Raw genomic sequence first — 25,797 nt, 5'->3', positions numbered from 1 at the left:
TGCCCGTCGCGAATTAGTTTTTTGCTTCTTCCACCAGGTCGTCGTCTTCACCGTAGCCGCCCAGCTCCAGGATGCGCTCCGCCAGCTTGTCGACTTCGCCCGGCAGCAGCGCTTTCTCGACCACTTCTTCGGCCACCAGCGCGCCGTATTTTTCTGCCAGCTTCGGATCGGCCAGGTTCGGGGAGACGGTGAAGGTGTGAACGAGCAGCTTTTGGAACATGTCGGTGTCGAGCGAACGGCGCAGGTTCTTGCCTTTGCCCGTCTCTTTCACACAGCGCTCCAAGGTCGCTTTGTACTCAGACTGCTTCGGGCCTCGCACGCGAAACTTCGCGTTCAAGCGCTTCAAGTACACATCGTCTTCCGGGGACTTGTCCGCATCGACAGACAGCAGCGCTTCGAGCGGGTCGACGTACAGATCTTGGGTCATGGCGAGGGATTTCGTTTCTTCTTTTTTCATGGCTAGTGGCCTCCTAGAAAAATAATGGCTGGGCGGGAACCGAAATTCCCTTCCCAGCCTCTATATAGTCACGCGATGCTCAAAACTTAACGGGCTTTCGTCGCGTCGCCTTTGATCGCCGACGAGATCTGGATGTCTTCGAAGGTGAACGGAATCTCTTCTTCGAGGATCGAGTCGAGCGTCCAGCCGAAGTTGACTTCCCAGAACTTGACGTTCTTGAGCAGCACTTTCTCCACGCCCAGAGACTCCGGATCGTCGAGCACGACGAGGAGCTGGCCGACGAACTGCACGGAGCGCTCGTTGCTCATGTAGGAGGTGACGCGCTCGAGGAACTTGGAGTCGACTTTGTACAGGCCGATCGTGCCTTCGCCTTTGACGCCTTTCGATTTGTAGCCGGTGCGGCGGGTCGAGGAGAGCTTGAGCTCCTCTTTGTCGATCGTTACTTTTGCTTCTACTTTTTTGCAATTCGCCATAAAGGTATCGCCTTCGTACAAGGTGCCGAAGGAACCGTTAATCGCGTAGCCTGCGTTCATCGCCATGTGGAATCACCCTCCTGAAATGAGAGCGGACCGCGTTAGCGGCCCACTCGGATCGTTGTATAGATTTCTTCCATCGCGTCGATCGGAGTGACGCGCAGGTCGAGGAAGACTTGGTCGCCGACCGACGGACGGGTCGGGTCGAGGCCGACCAGCGAGCCTTTTTGGATCAGGCGGCCCTGCTCAAAGATGTCGAACGCCGCGCGGATCGCGCCGAGCAGCGCATCGCGGCCGACTTCGTCGTTGAGCACTTTGCCGATGTAGTTTTTGTTCGCCGAGATGGTCAGGGCGTTGCCGATCGCATCGAGGACGGAGATGTTCTTGATCTTGGAATAGCCTTCATGCTGCGTGCCGGAGTAGGACGTCAGCGTGTTGATGCCTTTTTCGATGCGGTAGGTCTCACCGTCGTAGAAGGCGGCGACCAGACCCGCTTTGTTGGCTTCGCGGATTTGGTTGTGGTTGAGCAGGTTGGCCAGGCCGTCGATGCCGCCGATCAGCGCATAGGTGATCGAGGCATCCGGGCCGGCACCGGCGATCATGCCGGCGATGCGGCCGGAGAACTCGGCCGGGGTCAGGGTCTTGCCGCCCAGCTTGACGCCGATGTTGTGGTAGACGATGCCTTCGTGGTTCAGGCCGAGCGCTGCCGCTTTCGCACCGTCAAAATCGCCATTGGCGCTGTGACCGAGCACGAGCTGCACAAAGTGGCCTTCGCCGCGCAGTCGGCGGATGAATTCGGCTGCCGTCTCCTGCAGGTCGCCCTCGCCGGAACCGATCGTCAAAATGTTGAATTCATACGCATGGCCTTCGAGCACGGCAAGCGCGTCCGAATACTCGGCGTTGGTCACCGCCTGACCGGATGCACCGCCCGTCAGCGGCTCGTTGACCGCCGTGGTGAACGTGCCGTCGGCAAGCTTGGTCAGCTCCACGTAGTGGGACTGGCCGTTCACCGCTGCGATCAGGCCGGTCGCAGTGCCGTCAAAGCTGAATTTCTCCAGCACTTTCGCACCGTCGAAGATCTTGAATTCTTTCGCGCCTGCCACCGCATCGGTGACCGAGACGGTCAGCTCGTTGCCGTATGCGCCGGTGTAGACGGCAGTCGCTTTGACCGCATCGGTCGCGCCCGCCTTCAAGGTCGCGGTCGCAGCTTTTGCGCCGACCGCCATGCGGTAGGCCAGAACGGTGCTGGCGCCGCCTTTCAGCGCTTGCAGCACGAGATTCTTCGCCGAGCCTTCCTCCAGACGGGAGAACGCCGCTGCAAATTCCAGATCGGACGTGATCTTCACCAGCTGGCCTTCCGGACCCCACGGCGCAGTGACCGGGATCGCCACGACGCCTTGCACGCCTGCCTGCACACCTGCTGCTGCATCTGCTACAAAGTTAATATAGAAACCAGAACGTTGAGACGGATCGAGAGTATCGAGAATCGTCCATTTTCCTCCTGCCATCTTACCTTCACCTCCGAGAGTTATCGCTCCGTTTTACTTTGCCGGAGCCTGCAAAAATGCTTGAATCGCCTGCTTGATTTGGGTCATGGTCACGAGATCGTTCGCCGACAGCCCGGCGCGGACGACCGCGCCTCTCAACACGTACGGAGCAACGTTCAGCACCTCGTACGAATCGGCCTCCAGGATCGCTTGGAGCTGAAACACCGCTTCGCGGCTCTGCTCCGGGATTTCGTTGATGTCTTCCATTCCTCTCACCTCCCTACTTAGTAGCCGCTAGCGCCGCCGAAACTTGAAGCACTTTTTCAGCGAATTCCGCCCGCTTCGGCACGGTCAGCCGCGTCTTCAGCCGCACGATGCCTTCGAACAGGCCGTGCTCGCCGCGCTCGCCGAACGTGACGCTCTGCACGTCTTCTACATAGAAGTAGCGCTCCAGAACGGCAGACGTCTCGACCGGGGCGGCCGCGTCAGGTGCGGGCAGCTCGTCCACCGCGCAGACGGTGTTGCCCAGCGCATCCTGCTCGGCCACAAGCGCCAGCCTGCCGCCAAGATAGACGCAGTAGCTGCGAAAGACGCCGATGCCGTGCTCGAGGCGCGGGATGACCAGCCGGATGCTGCCCGGTTCGGCCAGCGTCACATCGACCGGCGCGGACGGCATGCTCTCCGCCCCGTCGCGGCCGACGCCGCTGACCTGCACGCGGTAGACGCCGGCGGGCAATCGGCCCGTCGCCGCCGCTTCGGCTGCCGGGGCGGGGTGGCTGTAATCGAACAGCCGCGCCGGCACCTCGCGCTCTTGCTGCAAGGCGTCTTTCAGCGCGCCTGCCACCCGTTTGCCCGCCCAGTAGTCGGGCGTGAAAAAGGTGATCTTCCACCACGACGAGTCCTGCACGGCCGTCGCCGTCATCGGAGCGGCCTGTGAGCGCACATGCTCCACCAAGAGGGCAGGGGCTGCGGAGACCGCCCCGCTCTTTTCCACATGGAGCGGAAGGCCAGGGCACGTTTCTTCCACAAAATGCATGATGCTTTTGACCTGTGAGACCAGATCGAGCGACATGCTTGCTCACCTCCCATGCTTACTAGCCCGCAGACCCTGCTAGTTGTTGAAGGAGATGGCATATCAAAATTTTCAAACGAATGATATAATCGGAACAGCACGAACTTAATGAAGGCAGGTGCAAGAATGAAGGCATTGTTTTTACTTTATGAGGGCTTCGCAGATTTCGAAATTAACATCCTGGGCATTCAACTCCGCCGCCAATATGAGATCGTCACCACGGCAGCCGAGCCGTGCGACTTCGTGACCGGCGTCAGCGGTCTGCGCTTCGCGCCGCACGTGCAGTTGGCAGACGTTAGCGTCGACGACTACGACCTGCTGATCATCCCGGGCGGCGACCCGGCCGATCTGATCGGCAAAGACCATCTGAAACGGCTGGTCGTCGAGTTCCGCCGCCAGGACAAATGGATCGCGGCGATCTGCGGCGGCCCGGTGCTGCTCGCCGATGCGGGTGTGCTTGGCGATGCCAAGTTCCGCGTGGACGAAGAACCGGACAACGAACTGGTCAAAGACCTGTTCAACTGGGACAACCAAGTCGAAGAAGATGTGGTCATCACGCCGGGCTTCATCACCGGCGTCGGCTCCGCGTACGTGGAGTTTGCCGTGGCCGTGGCGCAGCAGCTCGGCGTGATCGACGAAGAGCGTGCAAAAGGGCAGTTGGAGTTCTTCAAAAACGGCTCCGTCAGTTAGATAAACTTGTTACCGAAAGTTAAACAGCACCTTATCGGGTGCTGTTTTTGCTTTAAGTAGTGGTTTCCCTTTCGGGCAATGACCTGTGTAACAATTTTCCTGAATTTAGTTGACATCGCCTCCTTTCATGCATTACATTGATTGGAAGTAAAGCCAAAAACTCGATATTTTTAACGGGGTTGAAACCTCTCACTTCTTATTGGATCTCTGATCTGACACAACAGAAAATTCATTACTTACTTAAAGGAGTGTGAACCAATTGATGAAATCACTCGTCGACCTGCTCCGTTATTGGGCGGCCCAGCAGCCGGATCATCTGGCGTATCTGTACCTGCGCGAAGGCGAGATCGAAGAGGCGCGACTGACGTATGGCGAACTGGACGAAAAAGCCCGCGCCATCGCCGCCACGCTGCAGCAGATGGGTGCGCAAGGCGAACGCGCCCTGCTGCTCTATCACCAGGGGCTGGACTTTATCGCCGCCTTCTTCGGCTGCCTGTACGCGGGCGTGACGGCGGTGCCGGTCTACCCGCCGAAGATGAACCGCAACATGATCCGCCTCGAAGCGATCGCCACCGACGCGACGCCGAAGTTTTCCCTGACCACCGGGCCGATCTGGAGCCGGGTCGAACCGATGCTCGCCGACCAGCCGGAGCTGCAGAAGATGCAATGGCTGGCGACCGATGAGGTGGACACCAGAGCGGCTGCCGGATGGAACAGCCCGCAGGCCGACGAAGCGACGCTCGCCTTCATCCAATACACCTCCGGCTCGACCGGCACGCCCAAGGGCGTCATGGTCAGCCACGGCAACCTGCTGCACAACGAAGCGATGATCACCGAAGCGTTTTCCCAGCACAAAGACTCGCTGGTGCTCGGCTGGCTGCCGCTCTATCACGACATGGGACTGATCGGCAACGTGCTGCAGCCGCTGTACGTCGGCGCTTCCTGCATTCTGATGTCGCCGGTCGACTTTTTGCAGCATCCGATCCGCTGGCTGCAGGCGATCTCTTCCTATAAAGCGACAACGAGCGGCGGCCCGAACTTCGCCTACGAACTCTGCGCGCGCAAAGTGACGCCGGAGCAGATCGCCGCGCTCGACCTCAGCTCGTGGACGGTGGCGTTTAACGGGGCTGAACCGATCAACCCGGACGTGCTCGACCTGTTTGCCGACACGTTTGCCCCGGCCGGCTTCCGCAAAGAAGCGTTTTTCCCGTGCTACGGGTTGGCCGAGGCTACTTTGTTTGTGACGGGCGGTGCGCAGACGGAGCTGCCGATCGTGAAAGCGGTGGAGAAGGAAGCTTTAAACGGCAACCGGGTCGTGTTCTGCGAGGAGCGCAGCGACCGCACTCAGCTCTTCGTGTCGTCGGGACACGCCTTCTTGGAGCAGCGCGTGCTGATCGTCAACCCGGAGACGGGCATCGAGTGTCCGGCAGCCGAAGTTGGCGAGATCTGGGTCAAGGGGCCGAGTGCGGCACAAGGGTATTGGCAGAAGCCGGAGCTGTCAGCGGCGACGTTTGCCGCGCGGATCACCGACACGGGGGAAGGCCCGTTTATGCGGACCGGGGATCTCGGGTTCATGCAGGACGGGGAATTGTACGTGACGGGGCGCTTGAAAGACCTGATCATCATCCGCGGCCGCAACCACTATCCGCAGGACATTGAAAACACGGTGGCGGCGTGCCACCCGGCGCTGAAGCCGGGCGCGGGTGCCGCGTTCTCGGTCGATGTGCACGGCGAAGAGCGCTTAGTGCTGGTGCAGGAAGTGGAGCGCGCCGTGTGGCGGAGCGTCAATGTCGAGGAAGTTTCGGCGGCCGTCCGCCAAGCGGTCGCCTACCATCATGAGCTGCAGGTGCATGCGGTCGTGCTGATCAAGCCCGCGTCGATCCCCAAGACCTCGTCGGGCAAAATCCAGCGCCACGCCTGCCGCAACCAGTTCCTCGACGGCACGCTGGCCACCATCGCCAGCGACGTGCTGGCAAGCGATGCCTCGGAAGCGGTCGTGGATCTGTCCCGCGAAGAGCTTCTGGCCCTGCCGGAAGCCGATCGTGGCGCGGCGCTGACCTCGTTTTTGACCGGAGCGTGCGCCGCCGTGATCGGCGTGACGCAAAAGCAGATCGCGCCGGAACAGTCGCTGCACGCGCTCGGCATGGACTCGCTGATGGCGGTCGAGCTGAAGCACCGCGTCGAAGCGTCGTTTGGCGTGGAACTGACGATGGGCGACGTGCTGGACGGCCCGAGCGTAAACGAGTTGACGGCGCTGATCCTTTCACGGATCGATGGCGCAGGGGCGGTCGCAGCTCTGGACTCCGTCTTGGCAGACGTGGCGGAGTTTCCGCTGTCATACGGGCAGAAGGCGCTCTACTTTCTGCAGAGCGTCAACCCGCAAAGCGCCGCCTACAACATCTCGAAGGCGCTGCGCATCACCGCGTCCCTTGATGAACAGCAACTGCAGGTTGCGTACGCCGCCCTTTTGGCGCGCCACCCGCAGCTGCGCGTGACGTTTGACATGCTGGAGGATCAACCGGTGCAACGCGTGGCGGAGGACGCCGAGGCGTCGTTTGCCGTACTGGACGCCGCCGGGCTGTCTGACGAGCAGGTGCTGGCCGCAGCGAACGCGGAAGCCAACCGACCGTTCGATCTGAAAAAAGGGCCGCTGCTGCGCATGACATTATGGAAGCGCGGCGAACGCGACCATCTGCTGGTGATCGCCGCGCATCACATCGCCGTCGACTTCTGGTCGTTTGGCGTGCTCCTGAAAGAGTTTGGCGCGCTGTATGCGGGCACTCCGCTGCCGGCGGGCCACGGCGACCGCTACTTCGACTATGTGCGCTGGCAGCAGGAGCTCCTGCAAAGCGCGGAAGGCGAGCGGATGAAAGCGTTCTGGCAGCAACAGCTGAGCGGCCCGCTGCCGGTGCTCGACCTCCCGGCCGACCGCACCCGTCCGGCCGTGCTGTCGGAGCGTGGCGCTGCCCTGCCGTTTGTGCTGCCGGAGGAACTGACTGGGCGCTTGAAGGCGCTGGCGAAAGAGTCGGGCGCAACGCTGTACGCGGTGCTGCTGGCAGCGTTCCAAGCGCTTCTGCACCGCTACACCGCTCAGGAGGACATCGTGGTCGGCTCGCCGAGCGCCGGGCGCAGCGCGGCGAAGTTCGCCGATACGGTCGGCTATTTCGTCAACCCGGTCGTGCTGCGCAGCCTCGTCGCGTCCGACGCTCCGTTCGCCGAGCTGGTCGGGCAGGTGAAACACAGCGTCCGCGCTGCGCTGAAGCATCAGGACTACCCGTTCCCGCTCTTGGTGGAACAGCTGCAGCCGAACCGCGATGCAAGCTATCCGCCCTTGTTCAACGTGATGTTCAATCTGCAGTCGGGCGCTTTGTGGAAAGAAGACGCGCTGGTGGCGCTGGCCATGGGACAAGGCGGCGCGAAGCTGACAGCAGGCGGCTTGCCGATGGAGTCGGTCGCACTGACGCAGGAGCACGCGCAGTTCGACCTCTCGCTGATGATGGGCGAGGCGGACGGCAAGCTGTCCGGCGTGTTCGAGTACAGCACCGCGCTGTTCGACCGGGCGACCATCGAGCGGATGAGCGGGCACTTAGCCACGCTGCTCGGCGGCATCGCCGAAGATCCGTCGCGCGCGATCGCCGACCTGCCGCTGCTCACCGCTGCCGAACAAGCGCTGCTCCCAGCGTGGAACGGAGCGCTCGGGACCCTGCCTGACGCGGCCCTGCATCAGCTGGTGGAAGCGCAGGTCGAGCGCACGCCGGACGCAGCGGCGGTGGTGTATGAGGACACCGTTCTGACCTTCGCCGAGCTGAACGCCCGCGCCAACCGCACGGCGCGCGCCCTGCAGGCGCACGGCGTCAGCGCCGACGTGCCGGTCGGGATCTGCATGGAGCGCTCGCCGGAGCTGGTGATCGCCCTGCTCGCCGTCCTGAAAGCGGGCGGCGCGTACGTGCCGCTCGACCCGTCCTATCCGCAGGAGCGCCTCGCCTGGATCGCCGAAGACACGCAGGTGCCGGTCGTGCTGACCCAGTCCTCGCTCGTCGACACCGTTCCGGCCCGGCAGGCGAAACTGATCTGCCTCGACTCCGCAGCGGAAATGCTGAACGAGTATGGAGCTGACAACCTGAACGCGGTCGTGGAGCCGCACCAACTGGCCTACATCCTTTATACATCCGGCTCCACCGGCCGCCCGAAAGGCGTGGAGATCCCGCACCGGGCCATCGTCAACCACATGCTCTGGATGCTGGACGCCTACCCGATGGGCAGCACCGATAAGATTTTGCAGAAAACGCCGATCGGCTTCGACGCCTCCGTCTGGGAGTTCTGGGCGCCGCTCCTGTCCGGTGCGACGCTCGTCATGGCCCGCCCCGGCGGGCATCGGGACAGCGGCTACCTGGCCCAGACGGTCAAGGAGCACGGGATCACCGTGCTGCAGCTCGTGCCGACCATGCTCGGCCTCCTGCTGGAAGAGCCGGAGCTAACGGCCGGCACCGCATTGAAACACGTTTTCTGCGGCGGCGAGGCGTTGCCGCTCGATCTCCAGACCCGCTTCTTCCAAGTGCTCGACGCCGGGCTGCACAACTTGTACGGCCCGACCGAATGCACGATTGACGCGACGTTCTGGGATTGCAAACAGGGCTTCGCGGGGCGCAGCGTCCCGATCGGCCGCCCGGTGACGAACACGCAGGTCTATGTGCTCGACGCGCAGCTGCGCCCCGTACCGGCGCTTGCGCTCGGCGAACTGCACATCGGCGGCGCCGGGCTGGCCCGCGGCTACCACAACCGCCCCGATTTGACGGCGGAGAAGTTCGTGACGCATCCCGAGTCGGGCGAACGCCTGTACAAGACGGGCGATCTCGCCCGCTTCCTGCCGGACGGTACGCTGGAATATGCGGGCCGCCTCGACCATCAGGTGAAGATCCGCGGCTTCCGCATCGAGCTCGGCGAGATCGAAGCGGTGCTAAAAGAGCATCCGGACGTGCGCGACGCGGTCGTCACCGCCCGCGAAGAGCACGGCGACCAGCGGCTGATCGCATACCTGATCGCAGCGGCCGCCCCGAATGCCGACCTGCGCGGCTTCGTCAAACAGAAGCTGCCCGAGTACATGGTACCCGCCGCCTTCGTCCTGCTGGACGCGTTCCCGCTGCTGCCAAACGGCAAAGTCGATCTGAAATCCCTGCCCGCACCTACTCTCGGCCAGACCACGTCCGCCACACCGTACATCGCCCCGGCCACGCCGACCGAAGAGAAGCTGGCGGCGCTGTGGAGCGACGTGCTGGGCGTGGAGCGCATCGGCACGGCCGACAACTTCTTTGAGCGCGGCGGGCATTCGCTGATGGCGATGCAGATCGTCACCCGCGTGCGCCGCCAGTTCAGCGTCGAGCTGCCGGTCGCGCGCCTGTTCGAAACGCCGACGATCGCCCAGCTCGCCGCCGTGATCGACGCGTCGGGCACCGCGCCGGCCAAGCCGAAAAAGCCGGCGATGAGCAAGCTGTCCCGCGCGGCGCACCGCATTGATTCGTAAACCGATCGCGTAAACCGATCGATAGGGAGGAGAACACGTTTGACTACACAATCGGAACTTTACGCATTGCACGCCTCGTTTGCCCAGCAGCGGCTCTGGTTCCTCGACCAGCTGAGCCCGGGGCAGGCACTCTATAACATGCCGGCCGCCCTGCGCCTCTGCGGACCGCTGCAGACCGCAGCACTTGAAATGACCCTGCGGGAGATCGTGCGCCGTCATGAGACGCTGCGCACGACCTTCCGCCTGCAGGATGACGAACTGATGCAGATGGTCAGCATCGAGCAGGAGCATCACCTGCCTTTGCACGACCTGACCGGGCTGGATGAGTCGGAACGGGCAGCGCAGTTGAACACCCTTCTGCGCGAGGCGGCCGGCCAGCCGTTCGATCTGAGCGCTGGCCCGCTCTTCCGCACCGATCTCTTTAAAGTGCAGGACGAGGAGCACATCCTGCTGCTCAACCTCCACCACATCATCTCCGACGGCTGGTCGATGGGTGTGCTCGTCCGCGAGCTGTCGGCGCTGTACGGCGCATTTGTGGACGGCATGCCTTCCCCGCTGGAAGAGCTGCCGATCCAGTACGCCGACTACGCCCACTTCCAGCGCGACTGGATGCAGGACGAGGCGCTCGACGGCCTGATCGAATTTTGGAAAAACGAACTGGGCCACGACTCGTACGCGCTGCAGCTGCCGACCGACCATCCGCGTCCGCCCGGCACGAGCGTAAGCGGCGACACAGTTGCTTTTGCCCTGCCCCGCGAGCTGAACGAGCCGCTGCAAGCGCTGTGTCAGGCGGAACATGCCACCCCGTTCATGGTGCTGGCAGCCGTGTTCCAGACGCTGCTCTACCGCTATACCGGACAGACCGACCTGCGCATGGGCACCCCGGTCGCCGGACGCGATTCGGAAGAAGTTGAAGGCTTGATCGGATTCTTCGTCAACAACGTCGTGCTGCGTGCCGACCTGTCGGGCACCCCGTCCTTCCGCGAAGTGCTGCAACGCGTGAAAAAATCGGCTCTGGCAGCCTTTGAGCACCAGGAAGTGCCGTTTGAGAAGCTCGTCGAAGAGCTGCAGCCGGAGCGCGACCTGAGCGTATCGCCCCTGTTCCAAGTGCTCTTCGTGCTGCAAAACGCGCCGCTGGCCAACCTTGAGCTGAAAGGGCTCGAGTGGAGTCTGCTCGACCTGCACAGCGGCACGGCCAAATTTGACCTGACGCTGTCGATGAGCGAGACGGCAGACGGCCTGCAAGGGGAGCTGGAATACAAGACCGATCTGTTCGAACGCGCGACTATGGAGCGGATGGGCGGCCATTTTGGCAACCTGCTCGCTGCCGTCCTGCAAGACCCGTCCCGCCCGGTGAGCGAAGTGCCGTTCTTGTCGGACGCGGAGCTGGAGCAGCTGTTGGTGGATTTCAACTCCACCGACAAAGACTATCCGCAGGAACACGGTCTGCATGAGCTGTTCGAACGCCAAGTGGAACGCACGCCTGACAGCATTGCGCTGATCGACGGCGACACTCGACTGACTTATGCCGAGCTGAACGCGCGCGCGAATCAGATCGCCAGCCATCTCGCTGCAAAAGGTATCGCGCCGGGCAAGCTGGTCGGTCTGTACATGAACCGCTCGGCCGCCCTCGTAACCGCTCTGCTCGCCGTGCTGAAGACGGGCGCCGCTTACGTGCCGCTCGACCCGAACTATCCGGCGGAGCGCGTGCTGTTCACGCTGGAAGACGCCAGCGTTGCCCTGCTGATCACCGAGACCGCTCATGCTGACCGCCTGCAAGGGCATGGCTGTGAACTGCTCTGCCTCGATGCGGCCGAAGCGGAACTTTCCGCCCACACCGGCGCGGGCAACCTGCCGGCCAGCTCCACCCCGACTGACCTCGCCTACGTCATCTATACGTCCGGCTCGACAGGTCGCCCGAAAGGCGTGGCGATCGAGCACCACAGCGCCGTGACGCTCGTGCATTGGGCGCATGAAGCGTATGCGCCGGACGAGTACGCCGGGGTGCTGTTCTCGACGTCGATCTGCTTCGACCTGTCGATCTTCGAACTGTTCGTCCCGCTCGCGGGCGGCGGCAAGGTGATCCTCGCCGAAAATGCGCTGGCGCTGCCAGAACTGCCAGCCCGTGATGAAGTGACCTTGATCAACACCGTGCCCTCGGCCATCGCCGAACTGCACCGGATGCAGGCGATCCCGTTAAGCGTCCGCGTGATCAACCTCGCCGGGGAACCGCTGAAAGGCGCGCTCGTCCAGGCGCTGTACGGCGTGCCGACCGTTGAGAAAGTCTACAACCTCTACGGCCCGTCCGAAGACACGACCTACTCCACCTACGCCCTGATCGAGCGGGAGAGTCAAAAGCAGCCGCTGATCGGCCGTCCTCTGCCGCGCACCAAAGCCTACGTGCTCAGCCCGGAGCTGCAGCCCGTTCCGCTCGGCGCACCCGGTGAACTTTTGCTCGGCGGCGGCGGTCTGGCCCGCGGCTATCTGAACCGCCCGGAGCTGACGGCAGAAAAATTCATCCCGAGCCCGTTTGCGGAAGGCGAACGCCTTTACCGCACCGGCGACCTCGTGCGCTATCTGCCGGACGGTTCGCTCGACTACCTCGGCCGCCTCGACCATCAGGTCAAAGTGCGCGGCTTCCGCATCGAGCTCGGCGAGATCGAAGCGGTGCTGCTGGCGCACCCGCAGGTACAGGAAGCGACCGTCATCGTCCGCGAAGACCAGCCGGGCGATCAGCGCGTCGTCGCCTATGTCGTCGCGGCTGGCGAGGAGCTCCCGACCGCGAGCGACCTGCGCACTGCTGTTAAACAAAAGCTGCCCGACTACATGGTGCCGTCGGCGTTCCTGTTGCTGGATGCGCTGCCCCTGACTCCGAACGGCAAGATCGACCGCAAAGCGCTGCCTGCGCCCGACCCTTCCAGCGCGACGACCGAATACATCGCGCCGCGCACCGAGACGGAAACCAAGCTGGCCGCGCTCTGGGCGGAGCTGCTCGGCATCGAGCGCGTCGGCATCCACGACAATTTCTACGACCTCGGCGGCCATTCGCTGCTCGCCATGCAGCTCGTCACCCGCGTTCGTCCCGTCTTCGCGGTGGAACTGCCGGTGCGCTCCTTGTTTGAAGTGGCGACGGTCGCCGAGCTGTCCACGATGATCGAAACCTTGCAGCAACAGCAGGCCACAGCGCCCAGCAGACCGACGATGAAAAAGCTGAACCGGGAGCGCAGAACGCTCTAACCCGGATCGATTCTTACACCTAGAGAGAGAGGACGAACAACTGTGACCACACAACCTGAACTCTACGCGTTCCCTGCCTCGTTTGCCCAGCAGCGGCTCTGGTTCCTCGACCAGCTGAGCCCGGGGCAGGCCCTGTACAACATGCCGGCCGCCCTGCGCCTTTGCGGACCGCTTCAGACCGCCGCGCTGGGAGCTGCCCTGCAGGAGATCGTGCGCCGTCATGAGACGCTGCGCACGACCTTCCGCCTGCAGGATGACGAACTGATGCAGATGGTGAAAAGCGAGCAGGAGCATCACCTGCCCCTGCACGACCTGACTCGGCTCGACGAGTCGGAACGGGAAGCTCAACTGATCGCCCTCGTGCGCGAGGCGGCCTGCCTGCCGTTCGACCTGAGCGCAGGCCCGCTCTTCCGCACCGACCTCTATCAAGTGCAGGACGAGGAGCATATTCTGCTCCTCAACCTCCACCACATCATCTCCGACGGCTGGTCGATGGGCGTGCTCGTCCGCGAGCTGTCGGCGCTGTACGGCGCATTTGTGGACGGCAAGCCTTCCCCGCTGGAAGAGCTGCCCTTCCAGTACGCCGACTACGCCCACTTCCAGCGCGACTGGATGCAGGGCGAGGCGCTCGACGAGATGATTCAATTTTGGAAAAACGAACTGGGCCTCGAACCGCCCGCCCTGCAACTGCCGACCGACCATCCGCGTCCACCCGGCCCGAGCGTCAGCGGCGAGACGATTGCTTTTGCCCTGCCCCGCGAACTGAACGAACCGCTGCAAGCACTGTGCCAGACGGAACAAGCTACCCCGTTCATGGTGCTGGCGGCGGTATTCCAGACGCTGCTCTACCGCTATACCGGCCAAACCGATCTCCGCATCGGCACGCCGGTCGCCGGACGCGATGCCGAAGAGGTCGAACCTTTAATCGGATTCTTCGTCAACAACGTCGTGCTGCGCGCCGACCTGACGGGCGCCCCGACCTTCCGCGAAGTGCTGCAACGCGTGAAAAAATCGGCCCTGGCAGCCTATGAGCACCAGGAAGTGCCGTTTGAGAAGCTCGTCGAAGAGCTGCAGCCGGAGCGCGATCTGAGCGTATCGCCCCTGTTCCAAGTGCTCTTCGTACTGCAAAACACGCCACTGGCCAATTTAGAGCTGAAAGGGCTCGAGTGGAGCCTGCTCGACCTGCACAGCGGCACGGCCAAATTTGACCTGACGCTGTCGATGAGCGAGACGGCAGACGGCCTGCGCGGGGAGTTGGAATACAAGACCGATCTGTTCGAACGCGCCACTATGGAGCGGATGGGCGGCCATTTTGGCAACTTGCTCGCTGCCGTCCTGCAAGACCCGTCGCGCCCGGTAAGCGAAGTGCCGTTCTTGTCGAACGCGGAGCTGGAGCAACTGTTGGTGGCGTTCAACTCCACCGACAAAGACTATCCGCAGGAACACGGTCTGCATGAGCTGTTCGAACGCCAAGCGGAACGCACGCCTGACAGCATCGCGCTGATCGACGGCGAAACGCGCCTGACCTATGCCGAGCTGAACGCGAGCGCCAATGCGATCGCTTCTCTTTTGACTGCAAAAGGCATTGCGCCGGGCAAGCTGGTCGGTCTGTACATGAACCGCTCGGCCGCCCTCGTTGCAGCTCTGCTCGCCGTGCTGAAGACGGGCGCCGCTTACGTGCCGCTCGACCCGAACTATCCGGCGGAGCGCGTGCTGTTCACGCTGGAAGACGCCAGCGTTGCCCTGCTGATCACCGAGACCGCTCATGCTGATCGCCTGCAAGGGCATGGCTGTGAGCTGCTCTGCCTCGATGCGGCCGAAGCGGAACTGGCAGCTTTTAACGGTGCAGGCAACCTGCCGGCCAGCTCCACCCCGACTGACCTCGCCTACGTCATCTATACGTCCGGCTCGACAGGTCGCCCGAAAGGTGTGGCAATCGAGCACCACAGCGCCGTGACGCTCGTGCATTGGGCGCATGAAGCGTACGCGCCGGACGAGTACGCCGGGGTGCTGTTCTCGACGTCGATCTGTTTCGACCTGTCGATCTTCGAGTTGTTCGTCCCGCTCGCGGGCGGCGGCAAGGTGATCCTCGCCGAAAATGCGCTGGCGCTGCCAGAACTGCCAGCCCGTGATGAAGTGACCTTGATCAACACCGTGCCCTCAGCCATCGCCGAACTGCATCGGATGCAAGCGATCCCGTTAAGCGTCCGCGTGATCAACCTCGCCGGGGAACCGCTGAAAGGCTCGCTCGTCCAGGCGCTGTACGGCGTGCCGACCGTCGAGAAAGTCTACAACCTCTACGGCCCGTCCGAAGACACGACCTACTCCACCTACGCCCTGATCGAGCGGGAGAGTCAAATGCAACCGCTGATCGGCCGTCCCCTGCCGCGCACCAAAGCCTACGTGCTCAGCCCGGAGCTGCAGCCCGTTCCGCTCGGCACGCCCGGTGAACTTTTGCTCGGCGGCGGCGGTCTGGCCCGCGGCTATCTGAACCGCCCGGAGTTGACGGCAGAAAAATTCATCCCGAGCCCGTTTGCGGAAGGCGAACGCCTTTACCGCACCGGCGACCTCGTGCGCTATCTGCCGGACGGTTCGCTCGACTACCTCGGCCGCCTCGACCATCAGGTCAAAGTGCGCGGCTTCCGCATCGAGCTCGGCGAGATCGAAGCGGTGCTGCTGGCGCACCCGCAGGTGCAAGAAGCGACCGTCATCGTCCGCGAAGACCTCCCGGGCGACCAGCGCGTCGTCGCCTACGTCGTCGCGGCAGGCGAGGCGCTCCCGACCGCGAGCGACCTGCGCACCACCGTCAAACAAAAGCTGCCCGACTACATGGTGCCGTCGGCGTTCCTGTTGCTGGATGCGCTGCCCCTGACTCCGAACGGCAAGATCGACCGCAAAGCGCTGCCTGCGCCCGATCCTGCAGGCGCGACGGCCGAATACATCGCGCCGCGCACCGAGACGGAAACCAAGCTGGCCGCGCTCTGGTCAGAATTGCTCGGCGCAGACCCAATCGGCCTGCACGACAACTTCTTCAGCCTCGGCGGGCATTCGCTGCTGGCGACGCGGATGATCTCGCGCGTCCGCCAGCAGTTCGGCCTCGACGTGCCGCTCTCTCTGCTGTTTGAAAAACCGGAGCTGGGCGACTTCGCCCAACATCTGGCCGGAGCAGCCGCTGCCGCCCTGCCGCCGATCGTGAAAACACAGCGCGGCGCGAACGACCTCCTGCCGCTGTCAGACGCCCAGCGGCGCATGTGGTTCCTCGACCAGCTGCTGCCGGGCCATCCCGTCTACAACATGCCGGGTGCGGTGCGCCTGCAAGGCGCGCTCGATCAACAGGCGCTGGAGCAGAGCCTGCAGGAGATCCTCCGCCGCCACGACGTGCTGCGCGCCACCTTCCATCAGGCGGACGGCTCGGTGCAGCAGCAGATCGGTGAACCGGCGCTTATCCTGCAGCAGATCGACCTGAGCGGCGTGCCAAGCGAACGGCGCGAAGAACAGGCGCACCAGACTGCCGCCGAAGAAGCGGCCCGCCCGTTCGACCTCGCCCAAGGTCCGCTGCTGCGCACGACGCTGGTCAAGCTGGCCGCCGACGATCATCTGCTGCTGATCACCTTCCACCACATCGTCTCGGACGGCTGGTCGATCGGCCTGTTTGTCGAGGAGTGGATGCGCCTCTACGCGGCGTTTACGAACGGTCAGCCCTCGCCGCTCGCGGAGCTGCCTCTGCAATATGCAGACTACGCGCAGTGGCAGCAAGAGCAGCTTTTGCCGCATGTGCTGCCGGAGCAGCTCGCCTACTGGAAACAACAGCTCAGCGGCGACCTGCCGCTCCTGCAGCTGCCGTTCGACCGTCCGCGCCCGGTCGTGCAGACCTACGCCGGCCGCCTGCACCGCTTCACCCTGCCGGCTGCGCTCACCGCCAAGCTGCACGAGCTGAGCCGGCAGGAAGGCGCGACGCTGTTCATGACCCTGCTCGCTGCGTTCAACACGCTGCTCCACCGCTATTCCGGCCAGACCGACCTGCTCGTCGGCACGCCGGTCGCAGGGCGCGGGGCGGCGGAGTTGGAAGCGCTGATCGGCTTTTTCGTGAACACCTTGGTCGTGCGCACCGACGCTTCCGGCAACCCGGCGTTCCGCGAGCTGCTCGGCCGTGTGAAAACGGCTGCGCTCGGCGCCACCGCGCACGCAGATGTCCCGTTTGAAAAATTGGTCGAAGAGCTCCAGCCGGCCCGCGACATGAGCCATTCGCCGCTGTTCCAGGCGATGTTCGCCATGCAAAACGCGCCGCTGCCGGAGTTCGGCCTGCCAGGGCTGACTTTGCGCCGCCTCGAGGTGGACAGCAACACAGCCAAATTTGACCTGACCTTGTTCGTCGAAGAGCAGGACGGGGCGTTGAACGCTGTGCTGGAGTACAACACCGATCTGTTTGACGCGGCGACGATCGAGCGCATGGCCGGACACTTCACGCAGCTGTTGACAGCGGTGACCGCCGACCCGAAGCGCTGCATCGGCGAGCTGGACATGCTCGGCGCGGAAGAGCGTGCGCTTCTGCTCGACGAGTGGAACCAACATGCGTCCGGCCTGCCCGCGACCACCCTCGTCGCCCTCGTGGAAGCGCAGGCGGCCAAGACGCCCGACCGCACCGCACTGATCGCAGGCGATGAGCGTTTGACGTACGCCGGGCTGAACGCGCGCGCCAACCGTCTGGCCCACGAACTGCGAGCGCAAGGCGTCGGCCCGGAAACGCTGGTCGGGATCTGCCTCGAACGCACCGCCGAGCTGCCCGTCGCGATCCTCGGCGTGCTGAAGGCGGGCGGCGCCTACGTTCCGCTCGACCCGAACTATCCGGCCGACCGCATCGGGTACACGCTGGAAGACGCCATGGCCGCCGTCTTGCTGACGCAAGCGAGCCTCGCCGACCGCCTGCCCCAGCACCCGGGCCAGACCTGGTGCCTCGACGCGGCCGAACTGGCTGAGCAGATCGCCGCGCACCCGTCCTCCAACCCGGACAGCGCCGTCCTGCCGCACCATCTGGCCTATGTCATCTACACCTCCGGCTCGACCGGCCGACCGAAAGGCGTCGCCATCGAGCACCACAGCGCGGCAACGATGGTGCAGTGGGCGCACAGCGTGTACACGCCGGACGAGTATGCGGGCACCTTGTTCTCGACCTCGGTCTGCTTCGACCTGTCGATCTATGAGCTGTTCGTCCCGCTCGCAGGCGGCGGTGCGGTCATCCTCGCCGACAACGCCCTGCACCTGCCTGAGCTGCCGGCGCGTGACGAAGTGACGTTGATCAACACCGTCCCGTCGGCGATCGCCGAGCTGCTGCGCCTGTCTGCCCTCCCGGAGCGCGCCGGCGTGATCAACCTCGCCGGCGAGCCGTTAAAAGGGGCCTTGGTGCAGGCGCTCTACGGAGTGCCGACCGTGCAGAAAGTCTACAACCTGTACGGCCCGTCCGAAGATACGACCTACTCCACCTACGCCCTGATGGAGCGGAACACCGCACATCCGCTGATCGGCCGTCCGCTGACCGACACCGCAGCCTATGTGTTGAGCCCGCAGCTGCAGCCGGTGCCGATCGGCGTGGCGGGCGAGCTGTTCCTCGGCGGCGCCGGACTGGCCCGCGGCTACCTGAACCAGCCGGAGCTGACCGCCGAGAAGTTTATCCCGAATCCGTTTGCCGCATCGGGCCATGAACGCCTCTACCGCACCGGCGACTTGGTGCGCCGCCTGCCGGACGGGTCGCTCGACTACATCGGCCGCCTCGACCAGCAAGTCAAAGTGCGCGGCTTCCGCATCGAGCTCGGCGAGATCGAAGCGGTGCTCAACGCGCTCGACCTCGTGCAGGAAGCGGTCGTCATCGTCCGCACCGACCTACCGTCCGACCCGCGCATCGTCGCCTACTGGGTGGCGGCCGACCGCGAAGCGCAGCCGAGTCCGGCCGACCTGCAGAGCGCCGTGCAGCACAAGCTGCCCGACTACATGGTGCCGTCCGCCTTCGTCGCGCTCGACGCCCTGCCGCTCACCCCGAACGGCAAAGTCGACAAAAAAGCGCTGCCCGCCCCGGAGGCAGGAGCGCAAGCGCAAGCGTACACCGCACCGCGCACCGCAACAGAAGCGGGAGTCGCCGCGATCTGGGCGGAGGTGCTGCACGCGGAGCAAGTCGGCGCCTGCGACTCCTTCTTCGAGCGCGGCGGCCACTCGCTGCTCGCCGCACAAGTGCTGGCGCGCCTGCGCAGCCAGTTTGGCGTCGAGCTCAAGCTGCGCGACGTGTTCGAGCACCCGACGGTGGAACGCCTCGCCGCGCACATCGACGCGCTGGCGGCAGAAGGTGCCGCACAGGAAGCGGAGCGCCTCGCCCTGCAAGAGCTGCAGGCAGCCCGCAGCCAAGCGGCCGCTGTCGCTGAAGCGGACGAGCTCGACGTCTACCAGCTCCCCGTCTCCTACGCCCAGCGCCGGATGTGGCTGCTCGATCAGCTGATGCCGAACAGCCCGGTCTACAACATCCCGGGCGCGGTGCGCCTGACCGGGCAACTGAACGAAGCGGCGCTGGAACTGGCGCTTGGCGAGATCATGCACCGCCATGAAGTCCTGCGCTCCTCCTACCTGCCCGTCGGCGAAGAGCTGCAGCAGATCGTCGCCCTCCGCGCCGAACTGCCTCTGTCCCGCGTTGATCTGACCGGGCATCCGCAAGCGGAGCGCGAAGCGCTGGCCCTGCAACTCGCCGCCGCAGAAGGCAGCCGTCCGTTCACGCTGGCAGCAGGCCCGCTCTTCCGCGCGACCTTGCTGCGCCTGGATGCGGCAGACCATCTGTTCCTGCTTACCTTCCATCACATCGTCTCCGATGGCTGGTCGATGGGCCTCTTCATCCGCGAGTGGGCGGCGCTGTATCAAGCGTTCGCCAGCGGACAGCCGTCGCCGCTGCCGGAGCTTCAGATCCAGTATGCCGACCTCGCCCACTGGCAGCAGGAACGTCTGGCCCACGGCGTGCTGGCGGCGCAACTGCCATATTGGAAACACGCCCTCGGCGGCGAGCTTCCGCTGCTGCAACTGCCGACCGACGCGCCGCGTCCGTCCGTGCAGCGCTATGCCGGCGCGACGTATCGCTTTGCCCTGCCGACCGAACTGCATGCCGCGCTGCAAGCGTTGAGCCGCCGCGAAGAATCGACGCTGTTCATGACCCTGCTCGCCGCCTTCAAAACGCTGCTCCACCGCTACTCCGGACAGGACGACCTGCTCGTCGGCACGCCGGTCGCAGGGCGCACGCATCAAGAGATCGAGCGCTCGATCGGCTTGTTCGTCAACACGCTCGTCCTGCGCACCGACGTCTCCGGCAACCCGACGTTCCGCGAGCTGCTCGGCCGCGTGAAAGAGACGACGCTCGGCGCTTATTCACACGATGAAGTGCCGTTCGAGAAGCTGGTCGAAGAGCTCGGCGCGGCGCGCGACAGAAGTTACACGCCGTTCTTCCAAGTGATGTTCGCACTGCAAAGCGCCCTGCTGCCCGACTTCGAGCTGCCGGAGCTGCACGTCTCGCGCGTCGAAGTCGACAACGGCACGGCCAAATTTGACCTGACTTTGTTCGTGGAAGAGCGCGCCGACGGGCTGTGCGCAGCGCTCGAATACAACACCGACCTGTTCACCGCCGCGACGATCGAGCGGATGGCCGGCCACCTGCTGCACCTGCTGACCGCAATCGTGCAGCAGCCGGAGACCACGCTTGGCGAACTGCCGATCTTGAGCGCGCCGGAGCGGCACCAGCTGCTCACCGCGTGGAACGACACCGCATCCGGCAGCCCGCAACTGACGCTGTCCGCGCTCGTCGAAGCACAAGCGGCCCAAACGCCGCACCGCATCGCCCTGATCGACGGCGAAACGCGCCTGACCTACGCGGAGCTGAACGAGCGCGCCAACCGCCTCGCGCACCTGCTGCAGCAAAAAGGCATCGGAGCGGAATCCCTGGTCGGCATCTGCCTCGAGCGCACGCTGGAGCTGCCGGTCGCCATCCTCGCCGTGCTGAAAGCGGGCGGTGCCTACGTGCCGCTCGACCCGAACTACCCGGCGGAGCGCATCCTGTACACGCTGGAAGACGCCAACGTCGCCCTGCTGCTGACAGAAGCAAAGCTGCTCGACCGCCTGCACCACCACACCGGTGAACGGCTCTGCCTCGATCAGTTCGGCGCAGCGCTGGCCGCTGCGCAAGCGGACAATCCGCACAGCGACGCCACGCCGAACAGTCTGGCCTATGTCATCTACACGTCCGGCTCGACCGGCCGTCCGAAAGGCGTCGCCATCGAGCATCACAGCGCGAGCACGCTCGTGCACTGGGCGCGGGATGTCTACACCGCCGACGAATACGCAGGCGTGCTGTTCTCGACGTCGGTCTGCTTCGACCTGTCGATCTTCGAACTGTTCGTGCCGCTCGCGTGGGGCGGCAAGGTCATCCTCGCCGAAAACGCCCTGCACCTGCCACTGCTGCCGGCCAAAGACGAAGTGACGCTGATCAACACCGTCCCGTCGGCGATCGCCGAACTTTTGCGGATGGAAGCGATCCCGACGAGCGCCCGCGTGATCAACCTCGCCGGCGAACCGCTGAAAGGCTCGCTCGTGCAGGCGCTGTACCGCGTGTCGACCGTGGAGAAAGTCTACAACCTCTACGGACCGTCTGAAGACACAACCTATTCGACCTACGCCCTGATCGAACGCGAGGCAACCGGACATCCGCTGATCGGCCGCCCGTTGGCCGACACGCAGGCCTACGTGCTGAACCCGCAGCTGCAGCCCGTTCCGACAGGCGTGGCCGGTGAACTCTTCCTCGGCGGCGACGGACTCGCCCGCGGCTACCTGAACCAGCCGGAGCTGACCGCCGAGAAGTTTATCCAAAATCCGTTCGACCCGAGCGGCACCGGTCGTCTCTACCGCACCGGCGACCTCGTGAAATACCTTCCGGACGGCTCGCTCGACTACCTCGGCCGCCTCGACCACCAAGTCAAAGTGCGCGGCTTCCGCATCGAGCTCGGCGAGATCGAAGCGGTGCTCAGCCAGCACCCACAGGTGGCGGAGACGACGGTCATCGTCCGCGAAGACCTCCCCGGCGACCAGCGCATCACCGCGTACGTGGTCGCCGTTGGCGACGCGCTGCCGACCGTGTCCGAGCTGCGCCGCACGGTCAAGCACAAACTGCCGGAGTACATGGTGCCGTCCGCCTTCGTGCTGCTCGACGCCCTGCCGCTCACCCCGAACGGCAAGATCGACAAAAAAGCGCTCCCCGCGCCGGCCTACACCCGCGACGATGCGGAGCAGGCGTTCACCGCGCCGCGCACCCCGCTGGAAGAGCAGCTCGCCGCGATCTGGAGCGACCTGCTCGGCGTGCAGGAAGTCGGCGCTTTTGACAGCTTCTTCGCCCTCGGCGGACACTCGCTGCTCGCGACGCAGATGATCTCCCGCGTCCGCCACCAGTTCGGCATCGACCTGCCGCTTGGCGTCTTGTTCGAGCGGCCGCAGCTCGCCGAGTTTGCGGAGCGCATCGCAGTGGAAGCTGACGCGGCAGATCGCCAAGCGCTGCTGCCGCCGATCACCGCCGGCCCGCGCGACAAGGCGCTCCCGCTGTCGTATGCACAGCAGCGCCTGTGGTTCCTCGACCAGCTCGACGCGGGGAGCAGCGCCTACAACCTGCCGACCGTCGTGCAGCTAAACGGGCCGCTGAACCGCCCGGCGCTGGAAGCGACGTTCCAAGAGATCGTCCGCCGCCACGAAGCGCTGCGCACGAACTTGATCTCCGTCGACGGCGACGGGCAGCAGGTGATCCAAGCGGACGTCCACCTCCCGCTGCCGCTGCGCGACCTGAGCGGTTTTTCCAAAGCGGAGCAGGAGGCGGAACTGAAGCGGATGATCGCGGAAGAAGCGGAGCGCCCGTTCCAACTCGCGCTCGACCTGCTCGTGCGCGCCGCCCTGTTCAAGCTTGAGGACGAAGCGCACGTGCTGGTGCTGACCATGCACCACATCGTCTCCGATGCCTGGTCGATGGGCGTGATGCTTCAAGAGGTGACCCTGCTGTACGAAGCGTTTGCCGCCGGCCATGCTTCGCCGCTGCCGGAGCTGAGCATCCAGTATGCCGACTATGCGCTCTGGCAGCGCCAGCATCTGACCGGCGCAGTGCTCGACGAGCAGCTGTCCTACTGGAAACAGGTCTTCGCAGGCGACCTGCCCCTGCTCGAACTGCCGACCGACCGCCCCCGTCCGCCCGTGCAGACCTACCGCGGCGCGGTGCGGCCGTTCACACTGTCGGCCGGGCTGACCGGAAAGCTGCTTTCCTTCTCGCAAGGAGAAGGCAGCACGCTGTTCATGACTTTGTTCGCGGCGTTCAACACCTTGCTGCACCGCTACAGTTCGCAGGAAGACCTGATCGTCGGCACGCCGATCGCCAACCGCCGCCAAGCGGAAGTCGAAGCGCTGATCGGATTTTTCGTGAACACGCTGGCTCTGCGCACCGACCTGACCGGCAACCCGACGTTCCGCGAGCTGCTGCAGCGCGTGAAAAGCAGCGCGCTCGGTGCGTATGCGCATCAGGATCTGCCGTTTGAGATGCTCGTCGACGAGCTGAAGCTGGAGCGCGACATGAGCCGCACCCCGCTGTTCCAAGTGATGTTCGTGCTGCAAAACGCGCCGCTGTCCGGTCTGCGGGCGGGCGAGCTGAACTTGCAGCCGCTCGAACTGGAAGCCAACACGGCCAAGTTCGACCTGCTGCTCTCGATGATGGAGACGGAGCAGGGCATGACGGCACAGTTCGAATACAACACCGACCTGTTCGACAGCGCGACGATCGATCGCATGGCTGCACACTTCACCGCCTTGCTCGAAACGATCGTCACGTCACCCGACACGGAGATCGGCCGCCTGCCGTTCCAAAGCGCCGCAGAGCTCGACCAGCTCCTGCACGGCTTTAATGAGACAGCGAAAACGTATCCGGACATGAATCTCCCTCTGCACTTGCTGTTTGAGGCGCAAGTGGAGCGAACGCCAGACGCACCGGCTCTGATGTTTGCAGGCGAAACGCTGACCTACGCCGAGCTGAACGCCCGCGCCAATCAGCTCGCACACCATCTGCGCGCGCTCGGCATCCGGCCGGACGACAAAGTGGGCGTCTGCATGGAGCGCTCGTTCGAGATGGTGATCGCCCTTTACGGCATCCTGAAGGCGGGCGGGGCCTACATCCCGCTCGACCCGACCTATCCGCCGGAGCGCCTCGCCTACCTGTTCGAAGATTCGCAGGCGGACGTGCTGCTCACCCAGTCGCATCTGCTCAGCCAGCTGCCGCCGCACTCCGCGCAGGTGCTGTGCCTCGACACAGAGTGGGATCAAGTGGCCTTGGCTGCAGCGAGCAACCCGGAGGTCAACGTCACCCCGGACAACCTCGCTTACATGATCTACACCTCCGGCTCGACCGGCAACCCGAAAGGCGCGATGATCCCGCACCAAGGCATCGTCAACCGCCTGCTCTGGATGCAGGAGATGTACGGGCTGGACGCGACAGACCGCGTTTTGCAGAAGACGCCGTTCTCTTTTGACGTGTCGGTCTGGGAATTCTTCTGGCCGCTGTTTACCGGCGCCTGCCTCGTCGTCGCCTTGCCGGAAGGGCACAAGGACAGCGCGTACCTGCGCGATCTGATCTCCACGGCGCGCATCACCACCCTGCACTTCGTGCCGTCGATGCTCCAAGTGTTTCTCGACGAGACGGGCCTCGAGGAGCTGAATTCGCTCCGGCGCGTGATCTGCTCCGGCGAAGCGCTGCCGTTCGATCTGCAGGAGCGCTTCTTCAGTCGCCTGCCGCTGGTCGAGCTGCACAACCTGTACGGCCCGACCGAAGCATCGGTCGACGTTACCTACTGGGCCTGCACGCAGGACAGCGGACGCAAGAGCGTGCCGATCGGCTACCCGATCGCCAACATCCGGCTCTACGTGCTCGACCGCTTCCTGCAGCCGGCGCCGATCGGCGTCGCCGGAGAGCTGCACATCGGCGGGATCGGCCTCGCGCGCGGCTATCACAACCGCGCTGAGCTGACCGCCGAGAAGTTCATCCCCAACCCGTTTGGCGCAGGCAAGCTGTACAAGACGGGCGACCTGGCGAAAGTGATGCCGGACGGCGTGATCGAATACCTTGGCCGCCTCGACCATCAGGTGAAGATCCGCGGCTTCCGCATCGAGCTTGGCGAGATCGAAGCGGCGCTGAACGACCATCCGCACGTCCGCGAGGCGGTCGTGCTGGTGCGCGAAGACCAGCCGGGCAACAAGCGCGTCATCGCGTACGCCGTCGCCACGAGCGACACCCCGCCGACCGCTGGCGAACTGCGCCAGAGCGTCAAAGACCGCCTGCCCGAATACATGGTGCCGTCGGCGATCGTCCTGCTCGACGCGCTGCCGCTCACCCCGAACGGCAAAGTCGACCGCAAAGCCCTGCCCGCGCCGGAACTGTCGCGCGACGAGCTGAGCACCGCTTTTGTCGCCCCGCGCAACGCTGTAGAAGAACAGCTGGCGGCGATCTGGACGGAGCTGCTCGGCGTGCAGGAGATCGGCGTGCACGACAACTTCTTTACGCTCGGCGGGCATTCGCTGCTCGCCACCAAGCTGATCACCCGCGTGCGCGGCCAGTTCCAAGTCGAGATCGGCATGCGCTCCCTGTTTGGAGCGACGACGATCGCCGAGCTCGCCGCCCTGATCGACCACGCGGTGCAAGAAGCGGCGCAAACGGCCGCACCGACAGCAGCAACCGACGCCGCTCCCGCTCCCGCCTCGGGCGGCAGCAGCGGCCTGACCAAGCGCTCCCGTGCGGGATACCGAATGAAGAAGGAGAAATAAAC

Annotated in this window: 9 protein-coding genes; 4 read left to right on the top strand and 5 right to left on the bottom strand. The window is 64.3% G+C overall.

Going from position 1 to position 25,797, the window contains the following annotated elements; translation table 11 throughout:
* Positions 1 to 13 precede the first annotated feature (13 nt).
* The 5 genes from EV586_RS06470 to EV586_RS06450 all read right to left on the bottom strand — a co-directional run bounded on the left by EV586_RS06470 (position 14) and on the right by EV586_RS06450 (position 3,489).
* Entirely contained in the window at positions 14 to 457 is a 444-nt protein-coding gene (locus EV586_RS06470; protein WP_132944256.1) for a phage tail assembly chaperone, read from the bottom strand.
* Positions 458 to 543: 86 nt separating this feature from the next.
* A complete protein-coding gene (locus tag EV586_RS06465; RefSeq protein ID WP_132944255.1) occupies positions 544 to 996 on the bottom strand; it encodes a phage tail tube protein in 453 nt (150 codons plus the stop codon).
* 35 nt (positions 997 to 1,031) lie between these two features.
* Positions 1,032 to 2,438: a phage tail sheath subtilisin-like domain-containing protein gene (locus EV586_RS06460; protein ID WP_132944254.1), complete on the bottom strand. Its 1,407-nt coding sequence runs from the start codon at positions 2,436 to 2,438 to the stop codon at positions 1,032 to 1,034.
* 33 nt (positions 2,439 to 2,471) lie between these two features.
* Positions 2,472 to 2,684 carry a hypothetical protein gene (locus EV586_RS06455; RefSeq protein ID WP_132944253.1) on the bottom strand — a complete coding sequence of 71 codons (213 nt, stop codon included), beginning with the start codon at positions 2,682 to 2,684 and terminating at the stop codon, positions 2,472 to 2,474.
* A 13-nt stretch (positions 2,685 to 2,697) separates the two neighbouring features.
* The gene (locus tag EV586_RS06450; protein WP_132944252.1) at positions 2,698 to 3,489 is read right to left on the bottom strand and encodes a hypothetical protein; all 792 of its coding nucleotides are present in this window, start codon (positions 3,487 to 3,489) and stop codon (positions 2,698 to 2,700) included.
* 126 nt (positions 3,490 to 3,615) lie between these two features.
* On the opposite strand from EV586_RS06450, the gene EV586_RS06445 reads away from it, so the two are divergent.
* From EV586_RS06445 to EV586_RS06430, 4 genes are all read left to right on the top strand, one after another.
* Positions 3,616 to 4,179, top strand: a complete 564-nt coding sequence (locus EV586_RS06445; protein WP_165898364.1) for a DJ-1/PfpI family protein — start codon at positions 3,616 to 3,618, stop codon at positions 4,177 to 4,179.
* Between the two features lie 262 nt (positions 4,180 to 4,441).
* The gene (locus EV586_RS06440) at positions 4,442 to 9,700 is read left to right on the top strand and encodes a non-ribosomal peptide synthetase (RefSeq protein WP_243652974.1); all 5,259 of its coding nucleotides are present in this window, start codon (positions 4,442 to 4,444) and stop codon (positions 9,698 to 9,700) included.
* Between the two features lie 39 nt (positions 9,701 to 9,739).
* Positions 9,740 to 12,937 carry a non-ribosomal peptide synthetase gene (locus EV586_RS06435; RefSeq protein WP_132944249.1) on the top strand — a complete coding sequence of 1,066 codons (3,198 nt, stop codon included), beginning with the start codon at positions 9,740 to 9,742 and terminating at the stop codon, positions 12,935 to 12,937.
* Positions 12,938 to 12,979: 42 nt separating this feature from the next.
* Complete coding sequence (locus tag EV586_RS06430; protein ID WP_165898362.1) at positions 12,980 to 25,795, top strand: non-ribosomal peptide synthase/polyketide synthase; 12,816 nt, start codon at positions 12,980 to 12,982, stop codon at positions 25,793 to 25,795.
* Positions 25,796 to 25,797 lie beyond the last annotated feature (2 nt).

The sequence above is a fragment of the Tumebacillus sp. BK434 genome, from assembly GCF_004340785.1.
Taxonomy (GTDB): domain Bacteria; phylum Bacillota; class Bacilli; order Tumebacillales; family Tumebacillaceae; genus Tumebacillus_A.
The sequence above is the reverse complement of the archived record's forward strand: the minus strand, read 5'-3'. Positions and strand labels throughout refer to the sequence as shown.